At 70.2% G+C, this 15,936-nt stretch carries 18 protein-coding genes; 10 read left to right on the forward strand and 8 right to left on the reverse strand.

Annotated features, from left to right (window positions below; genetic code table 11):
- Window positions 1–161, forward strand: a 161-nt coding sequence (locus tag ABZT49_RS09345) for a flagellin (protein ID WP_355285641.1), incomplete at its 5' end; no start/stop codon positions are given.
- A 215-nt stretch (window positions 162–376) separates the two neighbouring features.
- On the opposite strand, the gene ABZT49_RS09350 is transcribed toward ABZT49_RS09345, so the two are convergent.
- The 6 genes from ABZT49_RS09350 to ABZT49_RS09375 form a co-directional block, all read right to left on the reverse strand.
- Window positions 377–1,060 (reverse strand): response regulator transcription factor, encoded by a 684-nt coding sequence (locus ABZT49_RS09350; RefSeq protein ID WP_355285597.1) that lies wholly within the window; start codon window positions 1,058–1,060, stop codon window positions 377–379.
- 506 nt (window positions 1,061–1,566) lie between these two features.
- Window positions 1,567–2,274: a glutathione S-transferase gene (locus ABZT49_RS09355; protein WP_355285599.1), complete on the reverse strand. Its 708-nt coding sequence runs from the start codon at window positions 2,272–2,274 to the stop codon at window positions 1,567–1,569.
- Between the two features lie 52 nt (window positions 2,275–2,326).
- Entirely contained in the window at window positions 2,327–3,091 is a 765-nt protein-coding gene (locus tag ABZT49_RS09360) for a YidB family protein (protein ID WP_355285601.1), read from the reverse strand.
- A 96-nt stretch (window positions 3,092–3,187) separates the two neighbouring features.
- Window positions 3,188–3,619, reverse strand: coding sequence for a DCC1-like thiol-disulfide oxidoreductase family protein (locus ABZT49_RS09365; protein WP_355285603.1), 432 nt, complete (start codon window positions 3,617–3,619; stop codon window positions 3,188–3,190).
- Window positions 3,620–3,626: 7 nt separating this feature from the next.
- A complete protein-coding gene (locus ABZT49_RS09370; protein ID WP_355285605.1) occupies window positions 3,627–3,935 on the reverse strand; it encodes a hypothetical protein in 309 nt (102 codons plus the stop codon).
- A 274-nt stretch (window positions 3,936–4,209) separates the two neighbouring features.
- Window positions 4,210–4,476: a hypothetical protein gene (locus tag ABZT49_RS09375; RefSeq protein WP_109973357.1), complete on the reverse strand. Its 267-nt coding sequence runs from the start codon at window positions 4,474–4,476 to the stop codon at window positions 4,210–4,212.
- A gap of 323 nt (window positions 4,477–4,799) precedes the next feature.
- Here ABZT49_RS09375 and ABZT49_RS09380 point away from each other — a divergent pair, with 323 nt between their 5' ends.
- The 4 genes from ABZT49_RS09380 to ABZT49_RS09395 all read left to right on the forward strand — a co-directional run bounded on the left by ABZT49_RS09380 (window position 4,800) and on the right by ABZT49_RS09395 (window position 7,915).
- Window positions 4,800–5,195: a VOC family protein gene (locus ABZT49_RS09380; RefSeq protein WP_355285607.1), complete on the forward strand. Its 396-nt coding sequence runs from the start codon at window positions 4,800–4,802 to the stop codon at window positions 5,193–5,195.
- A gap of 135 nt (window positions 5,196–5,330) precedes the next feature.
- Window positions 5,331–5,879, forward strand: a complete 549-nt coding sequence (locus tag ABZT49_RS09385; RefSeq protein ID WP_355285609.1) for a twin-arginine translocation signal domain-containing protein — start codon at window positions 5,331–5,333, stop codon at window positions 5,877–5,879.
- Between the two features lie 99 nt (window positions 5,880–5,978).
- Window positions 5,979–7,547, forward strand: a complete 1,569-nt coding sequence (locus tag ABZT49_RS09390; RefSeq protein ID WP_355285611.1) for a GMC family oxidoreductase — start codon at window positions 5,979–5,981, stop codon at window positions 7,545–7,547.
- Complete coding sequence (locus tag ABZT49_RS09395; protein WP_355285612.1) at window positions 7,547–7,915, forward strand: hypothetical protein; 369 nt, start codon at window positions 7,547–7,549, stop codon at window positions 7,913–7,915. Before ABZT49_RS09390 ends, ABZT49_RS09395 begins: the two co-directional genes overlap by 1 nt.
- A gap of 556 nt (window positions 7,916–8,471) precedes the next feature.
- Here the strand turns inward: ABZT49_RS09395 and ABZT49_RS09400 are convergent.
- On the reverse strand, window positions 8,472–8,798 hold the full coding sequence (locus ABZT49_RS09400) for a hypothetical protein (protein ID WP_355285613.1): 327 nt from the start codon (window positions 8,796–8,798) through the stop codon (window positions 8,472–8,474).
- A 403-nt stretch (window positions 8,799–9,201) separates the two neighbouring features.
- Here ABZT49_RS09400 and ABZT49_RS09405 point away from each other — a divergent pair, with 403 nt between their 5' ends.
- The gene (locus ABZT49_RS09405; RefSeq protein ID WP_355285615.1) at window positions 9,202–9,462 is read left to right on the forward strand and encodes a DUF3297 family protein; all 261 of its coding nucleotides are present in this window, start codon (window positions 9,202–9,204) and stop codon (window positions 9,460–9,462) included.
- A gap of 73 nt (window positions 9,463–9,535) precedes the next feature.
- On the opposite strand, the gene ABZT49_RS09410 is transcribed toward ABZT49_RS09405, so the two are convergent.
- A complete protein-coding gene (locus tag ABZT49_RS09410) occupies window positions 9,536–10,030 on the reverse strand; it encodes a VOC family protein (protein ID WP_355285617.1) in 495 nt (164 codons plus the stop codon).
- Window positions 10,031–10,153: 123 nt separating this feature from the next.
- Here ABZT49_RS09410 and ABZT49_RS09415 point away from each other — a divergent pair, with 123 nt between their 5' ends.
- The 4 genes from ABZT49_RS09415 (at window position 10,154) to ABZT49_RS09430 (ending at window position 15,759) form a co-directional block, all read left to right on the forward strand.
- Entirely contained in the window at window positions 10,154–11,131 is a 978-nt protein-coding gene (locus tag ABZT49_RS09415) for a LysR family transcriptional regulator (RefSeq protein ID WP_355285619.1), read from the forward strand.
- Complete coding sequence (locus tag ABZT49_RS09420) at window positions 11,128–12,267, forward strand: PAS domain-containing protein (RefSeq protein ID WP_355285621.1); 1,140 nt, start codon at window positions 11,128–11,130, stop codon at window positions 12,265–12,267. The genes ABZT49_RS09415 and ABZT49_RS09420 overlap by 4 nt, the downstream gene beginning before the upstream one ends.
- A gap of 71 nt (window positions 12,268–12,338) precedes the next feature.
- On the forward strand, window positions 12,339–15,122 hold the full coding sequence (uvrB, locus tag ABZT49_RS09425) for an excinuclease ABC subunit UvrB (RefSeq protein WP_355285622.1): 2,784 nt from the start codon (window positions 12,339–12,341) through the stop codon (window positions 15,120–15,122).
- A gap of 355 nt (window positions 15,123–15,477) precedes the next feature.
- Window positions 15,478–15,759: a hypothetical protein gene (locus ABZT49_RS09430; RefSeq protein WP_355285624.1), complete on the forward strand. Its 282-nt coding sequence runs from the start codon at window positions 15,478–15,480 to the stop codon at window positions 15,757–15,759.
- Window positions 15,760–15,936: the final 177 nt, after the last annotated feature.

A 15,936-nucleotide genomic window follows, 5' to 3' on the forward strand; every position in this document is an offset into this window, starting at 1 on the left:
TGGTGAAGTCGAACGACCGGACGATCGGCACGCTGGTGGACGCGGACATCGAGGAGGAGTCGACGAAGCTGAAGGCGCTGCAGACGCAGCAGCAGCTAGCGGTGCAGGCTCTCTCGATCGCCAACTCGGCCAGTCAGAACGTCCTGACGCTCTTCCGCTAAGCGGGGGAGGGCGGTCCCCCCGCGGGGACCGCCTGACACGATCGAACGAAGAGAGCCGCCCGGGACCGTCAGGGTCGGGGGCGGCTCTTCTTTTTCGTCTTAGAGCGCTTCACGATCGCGTTGCAGTCGCGAAGCTCTTTAGATCTTTGATTTTGCTGCATTTTCTTCGACGAACCGGTGTCCACTTCGTCGGAAAATGCTCTAGGGGGCGGCGATCAGCCGACGAAGGTGTAGCCGGCCAGGCGCTTGGCCTCGATCGGGTCGTAGCCGAGGCGCATCCGCAGCTTCTTGCGCAGCTTGCTGATGTGACCCTCGACCACGCTCTCGTCGACCGCCGCGTCGAGGTCGCCGTAGACCGCCTTGAAGATCTGGCCCTTGGTCACCGGCCGGCCGCGGTTGCGGGCGAGGTAGTCCAGGATGTCGCGCTCGCGCCGCGGCAGCAGCAGGCTCTGGCCATCGATCTCGGGGTCACGCCCGTCGGTATGCACCGTCAGGCGGCCGCTCTTGTCCGGCGTGCTCGCGGGCTTCGCCTCGCTGCGGTTGGTGCGGCGGCGGATCGCCCCAGCGCGGGCGATGATCTCCCGGACGTGGACCGGCTTGCGCACCACGTCGTCGATGCCGGCGGTGAACAGCGCGAGGGTCTGCTCCAGGGAGCGGGTCTCGTTGAGGGCGATGATCGGCGCGCCGGACAGGCTGCGCAGGGCGGCGGTGAAGGCCGTGCGGTCGGCGCAATCGCCGATGACGAAACCCTGCACCGCGGCGAGGTCCTGGACCGGGGTCGCGTCGATCCAGGTCCGGACGTCCCGCACGTCCAGGCCCCGGGCCGCCACACCCTCCACGCTGAAGCCCGCTACGACCTGCGCGGCCACGCTTTCCCGCTCGTCGACGACGATGTACACGCCAGCCCCCAAGATTCTTTCGAGATTTTTTGACGAGTGTTCTTGCCCCGGCGCCTGTATTGGCGACGGGCTTGTTTGTTTTTTATTGTGTCGAAGCAGCGTCGGATCTTCGCGGTGGACGTGCGATGTGATCCGGCTTGCGCGCCGAGGCACGATTTGGTGAACGATTTGTTATAGGGAGTTTCGCGCCGAAATGGTTAATTTTTCATTAACTAACAGCGCCGTCTGTTCGATCGCGGACACACCCTGTGGCATGCTGGCAACGCATCGATATTAAAATTCAGTTAAATCAAGGGGTTATGAAATCCTATGCTGCCTTGAGGGCCTGTGGCACCTGGGCAACGGTCTCGGGTTCCGTAGCGGAGGGTACCCATCCCGGACGGCCATCCGGCGACTTTGGAGTATCTTCCTACGGTGCGAATGCCGATTCGCAGAAGAACACGCGGCCGAATCACGGGTCGCGAGCATCCCCCGGTCGCAGCACGATCGGGGGATGCTCCGGGCGTTCAGCCGTCGAGCTCCGGGTAGCGCCGGAAGATCCCCTGCTGGTTGAACGGCACGCGCCGGTCGCTCGCCAGGTAGGCGGCGATGCGCGGCCGGGAGGCGACGAGGCGATGGAGGGCGACGACCTTCGGCGTCGCGCCGAGCGCCCGCTCGGTCGCCCGCGGGAAGGCGTAGGCGAGACCCTCGACGAGCTGGAACAGCGAGAGGTCGGCGTAGCTGAGGCGGTCGCCGACGAGGTGGCGCGGCCCCGCGGGGTTCGCGGCCAACACACGCTCGAGCCAGTCCAGGAATTTCGGGATCCGGTTCTCGCGAAAATCCTCGGCCCGGCGGGCGGCCTCGACCCGCTGCTCCTCGTAGTACAGGGCGGAGGCGATCGGGTGGTGGCTGTCATGGGCCTCGGCCACCGCGTCCGCGATGGTGAGCTGGATCTGGTGGGTCCAGATCCGGTCGGCCTCGCTCTCGCCGACGAGGCCGAGGCGCGGCCCGAGATGGAGCAGGATCGCGGCGGTCTGGCCGATCACCAGATCGCCGTCGCGCAGGTAGGGCGGCGCGAAGGGCGGGCGGGGCGGGGCGTCAAGGCCCGCCATCATGCCGTCGATGCCGTCCTCGCGGGCGACGTCGACGTACGCGGCGCCAGCCTCCTCCAGGGCGAGGCGAACGAACTCGCCCCGGCCCTGGATCAGCGGCCAGTAATGCAGCTCGTAGGCCATCGGCGTCACCCCTCGCTCGCGGCGCCCGTCGCCGACGGGCGCCGGTGCGGGCTCACCAGCCGCGCATCTCGTCGTGGTTGGGGCGCCTTCCCTGCGGCGTCAACCCGTCGATCACGCCCGGCAGCACCTGGGCGAGCTGCGCCAGCAGGTCGTTCCGGTCCATCCCGGTCTGGCGGCTGAGGGTCTCGATCGTGTCGGGACCGAGGGCCTGGGCGAGCTGCTGCGGCTGGATCGGCCGGTTATGGCCCGGGCCGATCCACGACTCGATCATCTCGCCGAGGCCGCCGCGGCGGAACCGGTCGATGAGCTGGTCGAGGCCGCCGCCGGCGGCATCCTCCGGCTGCTCCCGGTCGAGGCGGGAATACGGGCCGGCGCCCTGGTCGAACGGGTTCTGCATGCCGCCGCCGGGAGCCGGGGAGGGCGCTCCGCCGGGAATCGAGGAGGGCGCTCCGCCGCCCGGGCCGTCGAGCATCCCGGCGAGGTCGGAATAGGGGTTGTCCGGGTCCTCACCGCGCCGGGAGCGGGGCGCGTCGTCCCGCGGATCCGGCGTGCCGCCGTATCCGTGCGGATCGGGCATGCCGTAGCCGTGCGGGTCCGGGGCGTAGCCGTCGTCGGGCCCGGATTGCGGCGCCGGCCGCCGGCCGCCGCCGAAGATGTCGCCGAAGCCGCCCTGCATCGCCTTGGCGGCGAGCAGCATGAGCAGCGCCTTGACCAGGGGCGACATCGCCCCGGAGCCGCCGCCGCGACCCTCCTCGTGCCGGCCGCCGCCGAGGACGTTGCCGAGCACCGAACCGATGACCTGATCGAGCAGACCCATGGGTGCCTCCCCTCGCGCGTGTCGCGCGAGGGTTAACTGGGCTGGCGGGAAGCGGTTGCCTCCGATGCGCCCCGTCGGACCGCGAGGGCGGCGCGCCTACAGGATGCGGTCCCGGTACCGCTCGGGCGCCACCCAGCAGCTGCCCCGCTTGCCGAACAGGCGGTAGCGGTTCCGCGCGACGAGTCGGTAGACGAGATCGCGCAGCCGGGCCGGGACGAGGCGGAAGATCCGGGCGAGCCGCCAGGGAAACCCGAGCGTCTCGCAGATGTGGAGGACGGCGTCGCTGTCCCGGCGCACGCGGCCGCCCTCCAGGCCGCCTTCCAAGCTGCCTTCCACGACGAGCAGGCTCGCCGGATCGTCCGGATCCAGGCCGTGGCGGCGACAGAGCGACCGGCCGGTCTCGCCCTGCATCGCCGCGAGGCAGAACGTCGCCGCGCGGTCCCGCTCCAGGACGAAGCGGGCCTGGGCCGAGCACAGCACGCATTCGGCGTCGAACAGGATGATCGGGCCGGAACGAGCCGTCGTCATGCGGGCATCACCGCCCGTCGCCGGCCCCGTTGCCGCCGCCGGTGGCGCGCCGGTCCTTGGCGTCGAGCTGGTCGAGGGGGTTGGTGCGCGCGCGCGCATTGCCGCTCAAGCCCGTATCGCCGGGCATCACCTTGGTGTCGGGCTTGATCGCCTGGGGCGGCGCGATGCCGGAGGCGTCGCGGCGCGCACCGTCGGGGATGTCGGCCTGTGTCGGCTGGTCGCGCCGGTCGGAGATCGCGAGGGCCGGGGCGGCGCTCGCCGCCACAAGAAGCAGGGCGGAGGCGAGACGGGCGAGCGGGGGCATGGCGGGTCTCATGGCGAGTCTCCTGCGAGGTGTCTCGCAGGGGCAAAGCGGCCCGAAGCTCTGCGGTTCCGGCGGGATCCCGGGAAATCCCGATGGGTCCCGCTCCGAGGTCCCCTCATACGGAAAGGACCGCCCCGATGGGGCGGTCCTTCGACGGGTTTACATGTTCATCAGGGCGTTGGCGGTGCCGACCACCGTCATGGCGAGGCCGCCGGCCAGAACACCGATCATGCCGTAGGACACGGCGCGCAGAAGCTTCATCTCGCTCATTTCCGTCTCCTTGGGGTTAGCAGCGGTAGCCGCCGGAGGTCTGGCCGTACTGCTTGACCGGGAAGTTCTGCTGCCGGGCATTGCCCTCGGCGGCCGAACTCATCGGGCAGGAGCCGTAGAACGGCACGCTGTCATTGGCGCGGCCTCCGATCGAGCCGGTGGTCTCGACGTCCTGGCTCCAGAACGGGTTCGCGGGGGCGTTGGGGCTGAATGCCATGGCGGACGAGATCGGAGCGGCGCCAAGGACAATCGCGGTGACGACGGCGGCGATACGGGTCTTCATGTGGTATTCAGTCTCCTTGCCGCAGTGCCGGCCGGGGGTTCGGCCCGCCTCTGTTGCGGTGATTGAAATATAGGTGGCCTGTCCCCGCCGCGATGTGTCCTCGCGCACGCGGCGGAGCGGAACATGAACTCGGCGGCCGCCGTGGGTGGGCGGCGCTTCCCCGGCGCCTTCCCGTGCGGGAGGGCGCGTCCCGGCGGCGCCATCTGCCCGCCCGCGTCACATCCCGCTACCACCCCGGCCCGCTTCCCTGGAGCTAGTCTAAGCGGCGACACCCGAGCGGTCGCTCACGCGCACGCTCACGCGCAACGAGGTTCCTGCTGCCGATGGCCAAGCCCGTCCACTCGATGATCCGCGTCCTCGACGAGGAGCGTTCCCGTGCCTACTACGCCCGTGCCTTCGGCCTGGAGCTCGCCGAGCGCGTCGGTTTCGACGGCTTCGCGCTCGTCTACCTGCGCCACCCCGCGTCGCCGTTCGAGCTGGAGCTGACGGTCAATTTCGACCGCACCGAGCCCTACGACCTCGGCAACGGCTACGGCCACCTCGCGGTGGTTGTGGACGACGTCGATGCCGAGCACGCCCGCTTCACGCAGGAAGGTCTCCCGGCGACCCCGGTCAAGGACTTCCAGCACCAGGGCAAGACGCTCGCCCGCTTCTTCTTCGCCACCGATCCGGACGGCTACAAGATCGAGGTGATCCAGAAGGGCGGCCGCTTCGGCTGATCGCGACCCGGCCGGCCGGGCGAGCGCGCGGCAAAGACGCGCCCCCGGCCGGTCCGGCCCCAAGGCGAAACCGGTCAAAGACGTCGCCCGCCAACGACGTCACCCATCAAAAAAACACCTGAGAGGAGACACCCGATGAGAGAAGTCGATCCGCGCACGCGGTTCAGCCGCCGCGGCTTCCTGCAGAGCGCCGCCGTCGCCGCACCGGCCGCCGCCATCGCCACCGGCGCCGGGCTCCAGGTTTCGGAGGCCTGGGCGGAGAACGGCGCGGCGCTGGCGCCGGCCGAGCTGAAGACCCTGGTGAAGATGGCGCGGGACATCTACCCGCACGACTTCCTCGGCGACGTCTACTACATCACGGCGATCAAGCCCTGGGACGGCAAGGCCGCCGCGGATCCGGCGGTGAAGACGCTGCTGAAGGAGGGGGTGCGCCGCCTCGACGAGGATTCGCAGGCCCGCCTCAAGGTCAATTACGCCCAGATCGGCTGGGAGGCCGACCGGGTCGCGGTGCTGGAAGGCATCAGCCACACCGACTTCTTCAAGAAGATCCGCTCGGATCTCGTCGTCTCGCTCTACAACCAGCCGGAGCTGTGGCCGAAATTCGGCTACGAGGGCCCGTCCGCCGACAAGGGCGGCTACGTCCACCGCGGCTTCAACGATATCGACTGGCTGCCGAAGGTCTGACCGTCCGGCCGCCTGAATACATCTGCCGTCAATAAAAGAACAATCGATGAACAGCCGCGCCGGCCCGGCCGCGACCGGCCGCGCGGACCGGAGGAAACCATGGCCACTTTCGACCTGAACGACGACAGCCTCGTCGTCATCGTCGGCTCGGGCGCCGGCGGCGGCACGCTCGGCACCGAGCTGGCGCTCAAGGGCATTCGCTGCGTCATCCTCGAGGCGGGCGCCCGCCACAACATGGAGGATTTCGTCAACGACGAGTGGGCGAGCTTCGCCCAGCTCGCCTGGACCGACATGCGCACCACCTCGGGCTCGTGGCGGGTGGCGCGGGACTTCCCCAACCTGCCGGCCTGGATCGTCAAGGCGGTGGGCGGCTCGACCGTGCATTGGGCCGGCGCGAGCTTGCGCTTCGAGGAGCACGAGTTCCGCATCCGCGACCATTACGGCGCGATTCCCGGCGCCAACCTCCTCGACTGGCCGCTCACCCGGGCCGAGCTCGACCCCTGGTACGAGAAGGCCGAGGACCGGATGGGCGTGACCCGCACCAACGGCATCCCGGGCCTGCCGGGCAACAACAACTTCAAGGTGATGGAGGCCGGCGCCCGCCGCGTCGGCTACAAGGAGGTCCATACCGGCCGGATGGCGATCAACAGCGAGGAGCGGCACGACCGCGGCGCCTGCCAGCAGATCGGCTTCTGCTTCCAGGGCTGCAAGTCGGGCGCCAAGTGGTCGACCCTGATCGCCGAGATCCCCCGCGGCGAAGAGACCGGCAACCTGGAGGTCCGCCCGAACTGCATGGCCCTGCGCATCGAGCACGACGCCTCGGGCAAGGTGACGGGCGTGGTCTACGCCGACGCCGACGGCAAGATGCAGCGCCAGAGGGCCCGCATCGTCGCGGTGGCCGGCAACTCGATCGAGAGCCCGCGCCTCCTTCTCAACAGCGCCTCGAACCTGTTCCCGGACGGGCTCGCCAATTCCTCGGGGCAGGTCGGGCGCAACTACCTGCGGCACATGACCGGCAGCGTCTATGGCGTGTTCGAGAAGTCGGTGCATATGTATCGCGGCACCACCATGGCGGGCATCATCCGCGACGAGGCCCACCACGATCCGAAGCGGGGCTTCGCCGGCGGCTACGAGATGGAGACGGTCTCCCTCGGCGTGCCGTTCATGGCGGCCTTCCTCAATCCGGGCGCCTGGGGCCGATCCTTCACCAGCGCGATGGAGCAATATCCGCGCATGGCCGGGATGTGGCTCGTCGGCGAGGACCTGCCGCAGGAGACGAACCGCATCACCCTCGACCCGGTGGTCAAGGACAAGCACGGGATGCCGGTGGCGAGCGTCCACTACGACGACCACCCCAACGACATCGCCATGCGCAACCACGCCTACAAGCAGGGCGCGGCGATCTACGAGGCGGTCGGCGCCACCGTCACCTACCCGGTCACGCCCTATCCGAGCACCCACAACATGGGCACCAACCGGATGAGCGCGAAGCCGCGGGACGGCGTGCTGAACAAGTTCGGCCAGACCCACGACGTGAAGAACCTGTTCGTCTCCGACGGCAGCCAGTTCACCTCCGGGGCGGCCTGCAACCCGACCCTGACCATCGTGGCGCTGGCGCTCCGCCAGGCCGACCACATCGCCGGCGCGATGCAGCGGCGGGAGATCTGATGCGCACTCCGCTCCCGTCCCTCGTCCTGCTCGCGGCGCTCGCCGCGGGCCCCGCCCTGGCCCAGCAGGGCTCGGCCACCCCCGCCGCGCCCTCGCGCCAGCCCGGCGGGGCCGCGGCCTATCCGAACAGTCCCGGCGGCCAGCCGGCCGCCGAGCGGGACGGCCGGTCGGTCGCGACCGACCACGCCGCCTGCCCCGGCCCCGGCCCGTGCGCGGCCGCCCCCGGGCCGTCCGGCGCCGCGGATGCGAGCCGGACGCCCACGCCGAGCAGCTCGGTCGGCCAGGCCGGCCCGGTGCCGAGCACCGCCTATCCGGACGCGCCAGGCGGAATGCCGTCGAACCGGCCGGACGGCACCGCGCCGCGGTGACCCGTCCTGCGGGACCCCGGTGCCGGGCGCGGCGGAACCGCGTCCGGCATTAGTGTCTGGCCAATCGACGCTGGACAATCTGATGTCACGGCTCGCATCGGTGATGTGACGTGAAATCGAACCGTTAGAGCATTTTCCGACGAGGTGGGCACCAGTTCGTCGAAGAAAATGCGGCAAAATAAAAAAATCTAAAGAGCTTCGCGATTGTAGCGCGAACGCGAAGTACTCTAGGAAAATCAGCAGTGTTTGCATTCAGGTGGCGGTAGGAGGCGGCGACGCATCGTCGCAACACGTCCGGCCGGTTGCCATCTTCCGATGACTTCACCCAGCCGCGCCCAAGCGACTGATCATGTGACTGATCCTCGCGGCTCGGACTGCGCTGCCGGGACAAGACATGGGAACAGGGCGCGGGCTTCCCCTCTCCCCCGCGAGACGTCGGGCTTGCCCGATTTCGTCCCTTGCTTGCAAATCCCGCGCTTGCCCGGGATCTGCCGGGCAAAGGGGAAGCTCGCGCCTCGTGCTTTCCCTGAACCGCCCTACGGCGCGCCGGACCCGCTCACGCCCGCCCCTGCACCGGCAGGTCGGCGAGCAACGGCCGGGACCGCTCGATCAGGGCCGCCGCCAGCATCGCCTCCAGGCGGATCAGGTCCTCGTCGGGCTCTGGCTGCCAGCCGCAGCCGCAGCGCGGCGCCGGGCCGTGCAGGGAGGCGATCTGGCGGTAGAGCGTGCCGACCGTGCGGGCGGCGGCCTCGAGCGCCGCCATCGGCGGCAGCGGGCCGCGCTCCAGGGCGTCCCAGAAGGCGAGCGTCAGGGCCTGCTCCAGGGCGGCCTGCCCGCGCGCTTCGGCGTCCTCCCGCAGGCGCTCGCGCTGGTGCAGGTTCATCGCCTGCTCCCCGACTCGCTGAAGAGGCCGACCAGGCGCTCCCAGGGCAGGCCGACCGGCGGCCACCCTTCGCGGATCAGGCCCGCACAGCCGTGAATCAGGATCAGCGCTCGCGCCATCGCGGCCTCCATCTCGGATCGTGCCGGGGTTCGGCGCGCCCTGAATGCAGCACCTCGTCTGTGCGCGCAAGATCTCTGCGCGATATTGGAGGATTTCTACTTTGATGAGGACAATCTATATTGTCAGGTGAATTATGAAAATTCCAAACTGCGCGCCGCCGCGATGGCGGATTGGCAGCGGCGCCCGGAGCGGCTACTGGGGCGCCGACGCAGGTTCGGGCTCCTCGCCCGGGTTCCCGGACTGGATTCCCTGCCCGCCCCCTCGCCCGAAGGCTCCGACACCGATGACCGATACCCCGCCCGACCGCCTCAGCACCGATCCGCGCAGCCCCTTCCACGACGCCGCCCTGCTGGAGCGCGGCGTCGGCGTGCGCTTCAAGGGCGTCGAGAAGACCAATGTCGAGGAATATTGCGTGAGCGAGGGCTGGGTGCGCCTCGCCGCCGGCAACGCCAAGGACCGCTTCGGCAACCCGATGACCGTGAAGCTGAAGGGCCCGGTCGAGCCCTATTTCCGCACGCCCGAGGCCGACGCGGCGAGCGAGTAGCCACGCCCCGCGAGGGATTTTTGCCCCGCGAGGAATGTTCGCCCCGTGAGGCCTCTTAGTCCCGCGAGGCCTCTTAGTCCCGCGGGGGCGCCTCGGCCCGCAGGGCGGCGAGGTCGAGGCGGCGGGTCACCATCTGCAACCCGCCGGCCTCGTCGCGCGGCCACTCGTCCTGCGGCCGGTCGCGGTACAGCTCCACCCCGTTGCGGTCCGGATCGTCGAGATAGAGCGCCTCGCTGACGCCGTGGTCGCTCGCACCGGTGAGCGGGATGCCGGCGGCGTCGAGCCGGGCCAGCGCGTCGGCGAGCGCCGCCCGGGTCGGGTACAGGATCGCCGTGTGGTAGAGCCCGGTGCTCCCGGGCGGCGGCGGCGCCCCGCCGGCGCTGTCCCAGGTGTTGAGCCCGATATGGTGATGGTACCCGCCGGCCGACACGAAGGCGGCCTGGGTGCCGTAGCGCTGCATCAGCGTGAAGCCCAGCACCCCGCAATAGAAGCCGAGCGCCCGGTCGAGATCGGCCACCCGCAGGTGGACGTGCCCGATGCGGGTTTGCGGGTCGATCGGTGCGCTCATCGGCTCGGTCTCCAGTGACGACAGGCTGGTGTCAGGTCGCCTGCGCAGACTGCAACGTTTGAGAATGTCCGGAAATCCGGCATCTCGTAGCATCACTTCACACTCTCAGAGTGAGATCGAGCCGTGCCCGACCGGCTGACCGGAATGCAGATCTTCGTGCGCGTCGCCGCGACCGGCAGCCTCTCGGCGGCCGCGCGGACGCTCGGCCTGTCGCAGAGCGGCGTCACCAAGCACGTCGCCGCCCTCGAGGACCGGCTCGGCGCCCGGCTCCTGCACCGCACCACCCGCCGCCTGACCCTGACCGAGGCCGGCCGGCACTACCTGGAAGCCTGCGAGCGCATCCTCGCCGAGATCGACGAGGCCGAGGCGGCGGCCGGGGCCGAGACGGCGGAGCCCCGTGGCACCCTGCGGCTCAACGTGCCGGTCTCGTTCGGGGTGCTGCATGTCGCCCCCGCGCTGGCCGAGTTCGGCCAGGCCTATCCGTCGCTGACGGTCGAGCTCGGCCTCAACGACCGGCCGGTCGACCTGATCGAGGAGGGCTGGGACCTGGCGCTGCGGATCGGCCACCTGCGCGATTCGAGCCTGGTCGCCCGGGCGCTCGCGCCGTGCCGGATGCGGGTCTGCGCCGCGCCGTCCTACCTCGCGGCCCAGGGCCGGCCGCGCCGGCCGGAGGACCTGACGGCCCATAACTGCCTCGGCTACACCCTGGCGAGCAGCGACGGCTGGCGCTTCGAGGGCGGCACCGTCGCGGTCTCGGGGTCGCTGCGCGCCTCGAACGGCGCCGCCCTGGTGGCCGCCGCCGCCGCGGGCCTCGGGGTGATCTACCAGCCGACCTTCCTGGTCGGCGAGGCCTTGCGCCACGGCCGCCTGGTGGCGCTCGACCTCGGGGCGGTCCCGTCCCTGCCGATCCACGCGGTGATGCCCTCGCGCCGCCGCCCGCCCGCCAAGGTCCGGGCCCTGGTCGAGTTCGTGGCGGCCCGCTTCACCGATCCACCCTGGGACCGCGGCCTGCCCGACCCGATCGGGGCCGACGATCCGCTGCCTGGACCCCTTCTTCCGGAGCCGGCCGCGCCGCGCTCCGGCGCCGCGAGGCCGTCGTGACGGGCCGGCGCGTGCCGTCGGGCAGCCTCTCGACGCTGGGCGGTTCCTCGACACTGGGCGGTCCCCTGGCGCAGGCCGGCCCGGCCACCGGCCGTCCCTGGCGCATCGAGGCGGACTCGCCCGGCCTGGACTTCCCGGACCGGGATTTCCTGCGCCTGATCGAGGGCCACGGCCTGACCGGCAGCTGGACCTGGGATTTCGACCGCAACGCGCAGGTCTGGTCCCCGGGCCTCTACCGGATGCTCGGCTTCGAGCCCGGCAGCGTGCGGGCGGATTTCGGCCTGTTCCTCAGCCTCGTCCATCCCGAGGACCGGCCGCTCATCGAGACCAACGGCGCGGTGATGCGGGAGGGGATCTTCAACGACCACACCGTCCGGGTGATCCGGCCCGACGGGTCGCTGCGGGTGCTGGCGAATCGCGGCACCGCCTACTTCACCCCCGACGGCCGGCCCCGCGCCGTGGCCGGGGTGGTGCTGGACGTCACCGACGCCGAGCGCATGGCCGGCCTGCACCGCGAGGAGCAGCGCCGCAAGCGGGCCCTGTTCGAGCAGGCGCAGACCTGGATGCACGCCTCGCCCTACTCGGATTCCCTGCGCATCGCCTCGCGCGAGCTCCTGACCCTCACCGGCCTGACCCAGCAGGAATTCCACGAGGACTGGACCCGGATCCTGGTGCCGGAGGAGCGCGCCCGGACCCACGACCACGTCCTGGCGCGGGTCGCGGCCGGGCAGCCCTTCGTGGTCGAGAACCACCTCTCCCTAGCGGGCGGCGAGACCGGCCGGTTCCGAGGGGTGTTCGTCCCGGTGCGCGGCGCCGACGGGCGGATCGAGACCTGGGCCAGCCTGAATTCCCGCATCGACGGGATCCGGCCGGCGCCCACGGGCGCGGTGCGGCGCGGCCTGGAGCAGGCCGTCCAGGGCGCGCATCTGCGCGCCGCCCGCGGCCTGCTCGACTGGTCGATGGCCGACCTTGCCGAGGCCAGCGGCCTCTCGCTCTCGACCATCCGGCGCCTGGAGGAGGGCAGCGAGGGGCCGGCGGCCCGCAGCCGCCACGCCGCCGTCGAGGCCCTGCACCGAGCCGGCATCGGCTTCCTGCTCGTCGAGGGCGATGCGATCGCGGTCGCCAAGGTGCGCTGATCAAGCTGCGTTAACAAGCTGCGGTAACTTGAGCCCTTTCCGGCCCCGGCAGGGCTTGCCATATCATCGGCATGCCCGCCCCGAAGAAGCTCCGCCTGTCGACCGGCAAGGCCTCGAAGCCCGAGCTGAAGCCGCTCGACCCGTTCCTCGCCGAGCTCCTGAACCCGGCGCTGAACCGCGACCGCCTGCCCGTCGTGGAACCGCCGCCGCCCGAGCCGCCGAAGCGTGGGCGCCCGCGCAAGGACGCGGCCGGGGCGGCCCAGGACGCAGCGAAGAACGCAGCGGTCGCGGCAAAGCCCGCCCGCAAGGGCAAGCGGTCGGAGGCCGCAGGCACAGGCGGCTTCGGCGAGGCGCCGCAGGCCACCTTCGCGCACGGCAACGCGGCCGATGTCGAGCCGGCGCTGGCCCAGGCGCTGGGCCTGCGCGAGCCGGACGGCGAGGCGGTGGAGGAGCGCGGATCGCTCGCGACCGAGGGCGTCTCGGCGACGGTCGACGCGCTGACCAAGCTCCTCACCGAGGGCAACCCGCTGTTCAAGAACGGCGAGCTGTGGCGCCCGCACCGCCCCGAGCGGCCGCAGAAATCCGAGGGCGGCGTCCCGTTCCGGCTGAAATCCGACTTCACCCCGGCCGGCGACCAGCCGCGCGCCATCGCCGAGCTGGTCGCCGGCGTGACGGGACACGAGCGCGACCAGGTGCTGCTCGGCGTCACGGGTTCCGGCAAGACCTTCACGATGGCCAAGGTCATCGAGGAGACCCAGCGGCCGGCCCTGATCCTCGCCCCCAACAAGACCCTGGCGGCGCAGCTCTACGGCGAGTTCAAGAGCTTCTTCCCCGACAATGCCGTCGAGTACTTCGTCTCGTACTACGATTATTATCAGCCCGAGGCCTATGTGCCGCGCTCCGACACCTTCATCGAGAAGGAGTCGTCGATCAACGAGCAGATCGACCGGATGCGCCACTCCGCCACCCGGGCGCTCCTGGAGCGCGACGACGTCATCATCGTCGCTTCGGTCTCGTGCATCTACGGCATCGGCTCGGTCGAGACCTACACGGCGATGTCGTTCACGGTCAGCCTCGGCGAGAAGATCGAGCAGCGCCAGCTCGTCGCCGACCTCGTCGCGCTGCAATACAAGCGCATCCAGTCCGACTTCGCCCGCGGCACCTTCCGGGTGCGCGGCGACGTGATCGAGCTGTGGCCGGCCCACCTGGAGGATCGCGGCTGGCGCATCGGCCTGTTCGGCGACGAGATCGAGGCGATCTCGGAATTCGATCCGCTCACCGGCAAGACCCTGAACACGCTCAAGTTCGTCAAGGTCTACGCCAACAGCCACTACGTGACGCCGCGCCCGACGCTGCAGCAGGCGGTCAAGGGCATCAAGGACGAGCTGAAGTGGCGGGTCGAGGAGCTGACCCGGATGGGCCGGCTGATCGAGGCGCAGCGCCTGGAGCAGCGCTGCACCTTCGACCTTGAGATGATCGAAGCGACCGGCGCCTGCAACGGCATCGAGAACTATTCGCGCTACCTCACCGGCCGCAAGCCCGGCGAGCCGCCGCCGACCCTGTTCGAGTACCTGCCCGACAACGCCCTCGTCTTCACCGACGAGAGCCACGTCACGGTCTCGCAGATCGGCGGCATGTACCGGGGCGACTTCCGCCGCAAGGCGACGCTCGCCGAGTACGGCTTCCGTCTGCCCTCCTGCCTCGACAACCGCCCCCTGCGGTTCGAGGAATGGGACGCGATGCGCCCGCAATCGATCCACGTCTCGGCGACGCCGGCGAAGTGGGAGCTGGAGCAGACCGGCGGCGTCTTCGCCGAGCAGGTCATCCGCCCGACCGGCCTCGTCGATCCCGTCATCGAGGTGCGCCCGGCCCGCTCCCAGGTCGACGACCTGCTCGGCGAGGTGAAGGAGGTGGCGGCGGCCGGCTACCGCACGCTGGTGACGACGCTGACCAAGCGCATGGCCGAGGACCTGACCGAGTACCTGCACGAGAACGGCGTGCGGGTGCGCTACATGCACTCCGACATCGACACTCTGGAGCGCATCGAGATCATCCGCGACCTGCGGCTCGGTGCTTTCGACGTCCTGATCGGCATCAACCTGCTGCGCGAGGGCCTCGACATCCCAGAATGCGCCCTGGTGGCGATCCTCGACGCCGACAAGGAGGGGTTTCTCCGCTCCGAGACCTCGCTGATCCAGACCATCGGCCGCGCTGCCCGCAACGCCGACGCCCGCTGCATCCTCTACGCCGACCACGTCACCGGCTCGATGGACCGGGCGATGGCCGAGACCGAGCGCCGGCGCAAGAAGCAGCTCGCCTACAACGAGGAGCACGGCATCACGCCCCAGAGCGTGAAGCGCAACATCGCCGATATCCTGGAGAGCGTCTTCGAGCGCGACCACGTCCAAGTCGATACGGGACTGGCAAAATCCGCGGTGACGGTCGGCCACAACCTCAAGGCGGTGATGGCCGACCTCGAGAAAAGGATGCGGACGGCAGCCGCCGATCTCGACTTCGAGGAGGCGGCGCGCCTGCGCGACGAGCTCAAGCGGCTCCAGGCGACCGAGCTCGCCATCGCCGACGACCCGATGGCCGGACAGGCCGAGGTCGAGCGCGAGGCGGGCCGCTTCGGCGCCAAGCGCAAGCGGCGCGGTCCCGAGACCCTGGGCTACGGCCCCGGCGGCAAGGGCACCTCCGACGAGGGCACCCGCATCCGCGAGCCCGACCTCGACGACATGGGCCCGGGCACCGACCGCGAGGTGCCCTTCACCTACGCCGAGCGTCCGACCGGCCGCTCGACGCAGGGCTTCCCGGGCCAGCGGCCGAAATACAAGGGGCGCAAGGGGCGGGGGTGAGGGGCTGTATCCGGATTGACTGTCCGCCCCACCTGCCTCCTGGAGCCTGCTTGATCGGCGGCATCGTCGATCTGCTACACTGGTCGACCAATCTCGGTGTCATCCCGGGGCTCGGCGCAGCCGAGAACCCGGGATCCATAGCCGCTGACGGTGCAGGATGACGTCGAGCGCGATCCGCCTCTTTCTCCAATGTCAGCGGTTATGGATCCCGGGTTGCGCTTTCGCGGCCCCGGGATGACGCGGAGGGTTGCATTCGGTCTGCCGACTTGAACAGCCCCTGCAAGTTGGTCTGGATCGGGTGGAACCGCTCCGGCCCCTCGCGTGTACACGGCCCTCAACGAGAGGAGAGCGGCGGATGACATCGATGATCCTGGGGGCCGGCATCGTCACGGCTCTCCTGCTTCCCGTGCCGGCGCTCGCCCAAGCGGCGCAGACCACGGTCGGCCCCGGCGGCCTGCGGCTGCCCCAGGTCATCGCCGGCCAGCCCCCCGCTCCCGCCGCTGGCAGCGACGGCGCGGTCGCTCCCCCGGCCCATGTCGATTCCCTGCAAGACGCCTTCCACCGGCCGCTCTCCGCGACCGCGGAGCCGCCGCCGAATCCGCTCTTCACCCATCGGCCGGCACCCACCCGCCGGTAGCAGAGCGTCGTTCTCCCGGGCGACGGGCCGGGTTTGCCTGCCCGACATCGCTCGAATCGACCCGGATCTCTCCCCTCTGCTGCGTTCTCCCGCCGCAGTTCCAGACCCGCTTGCAGAACACTTGCGGAACGCTTACCATGTTCGCGATTTGTTTCCGGAGCGCGCCAGCGCGGGGAT

It is taken from the genome of Methylobacterium sp. EM32, from assembly GCF_040593685.1.
Lineage (GTDB): Bacteria > Pseudomonadota > Alphaproteobacteria > Rhizobiales > Beijerinckiaceae > Methylobacterium.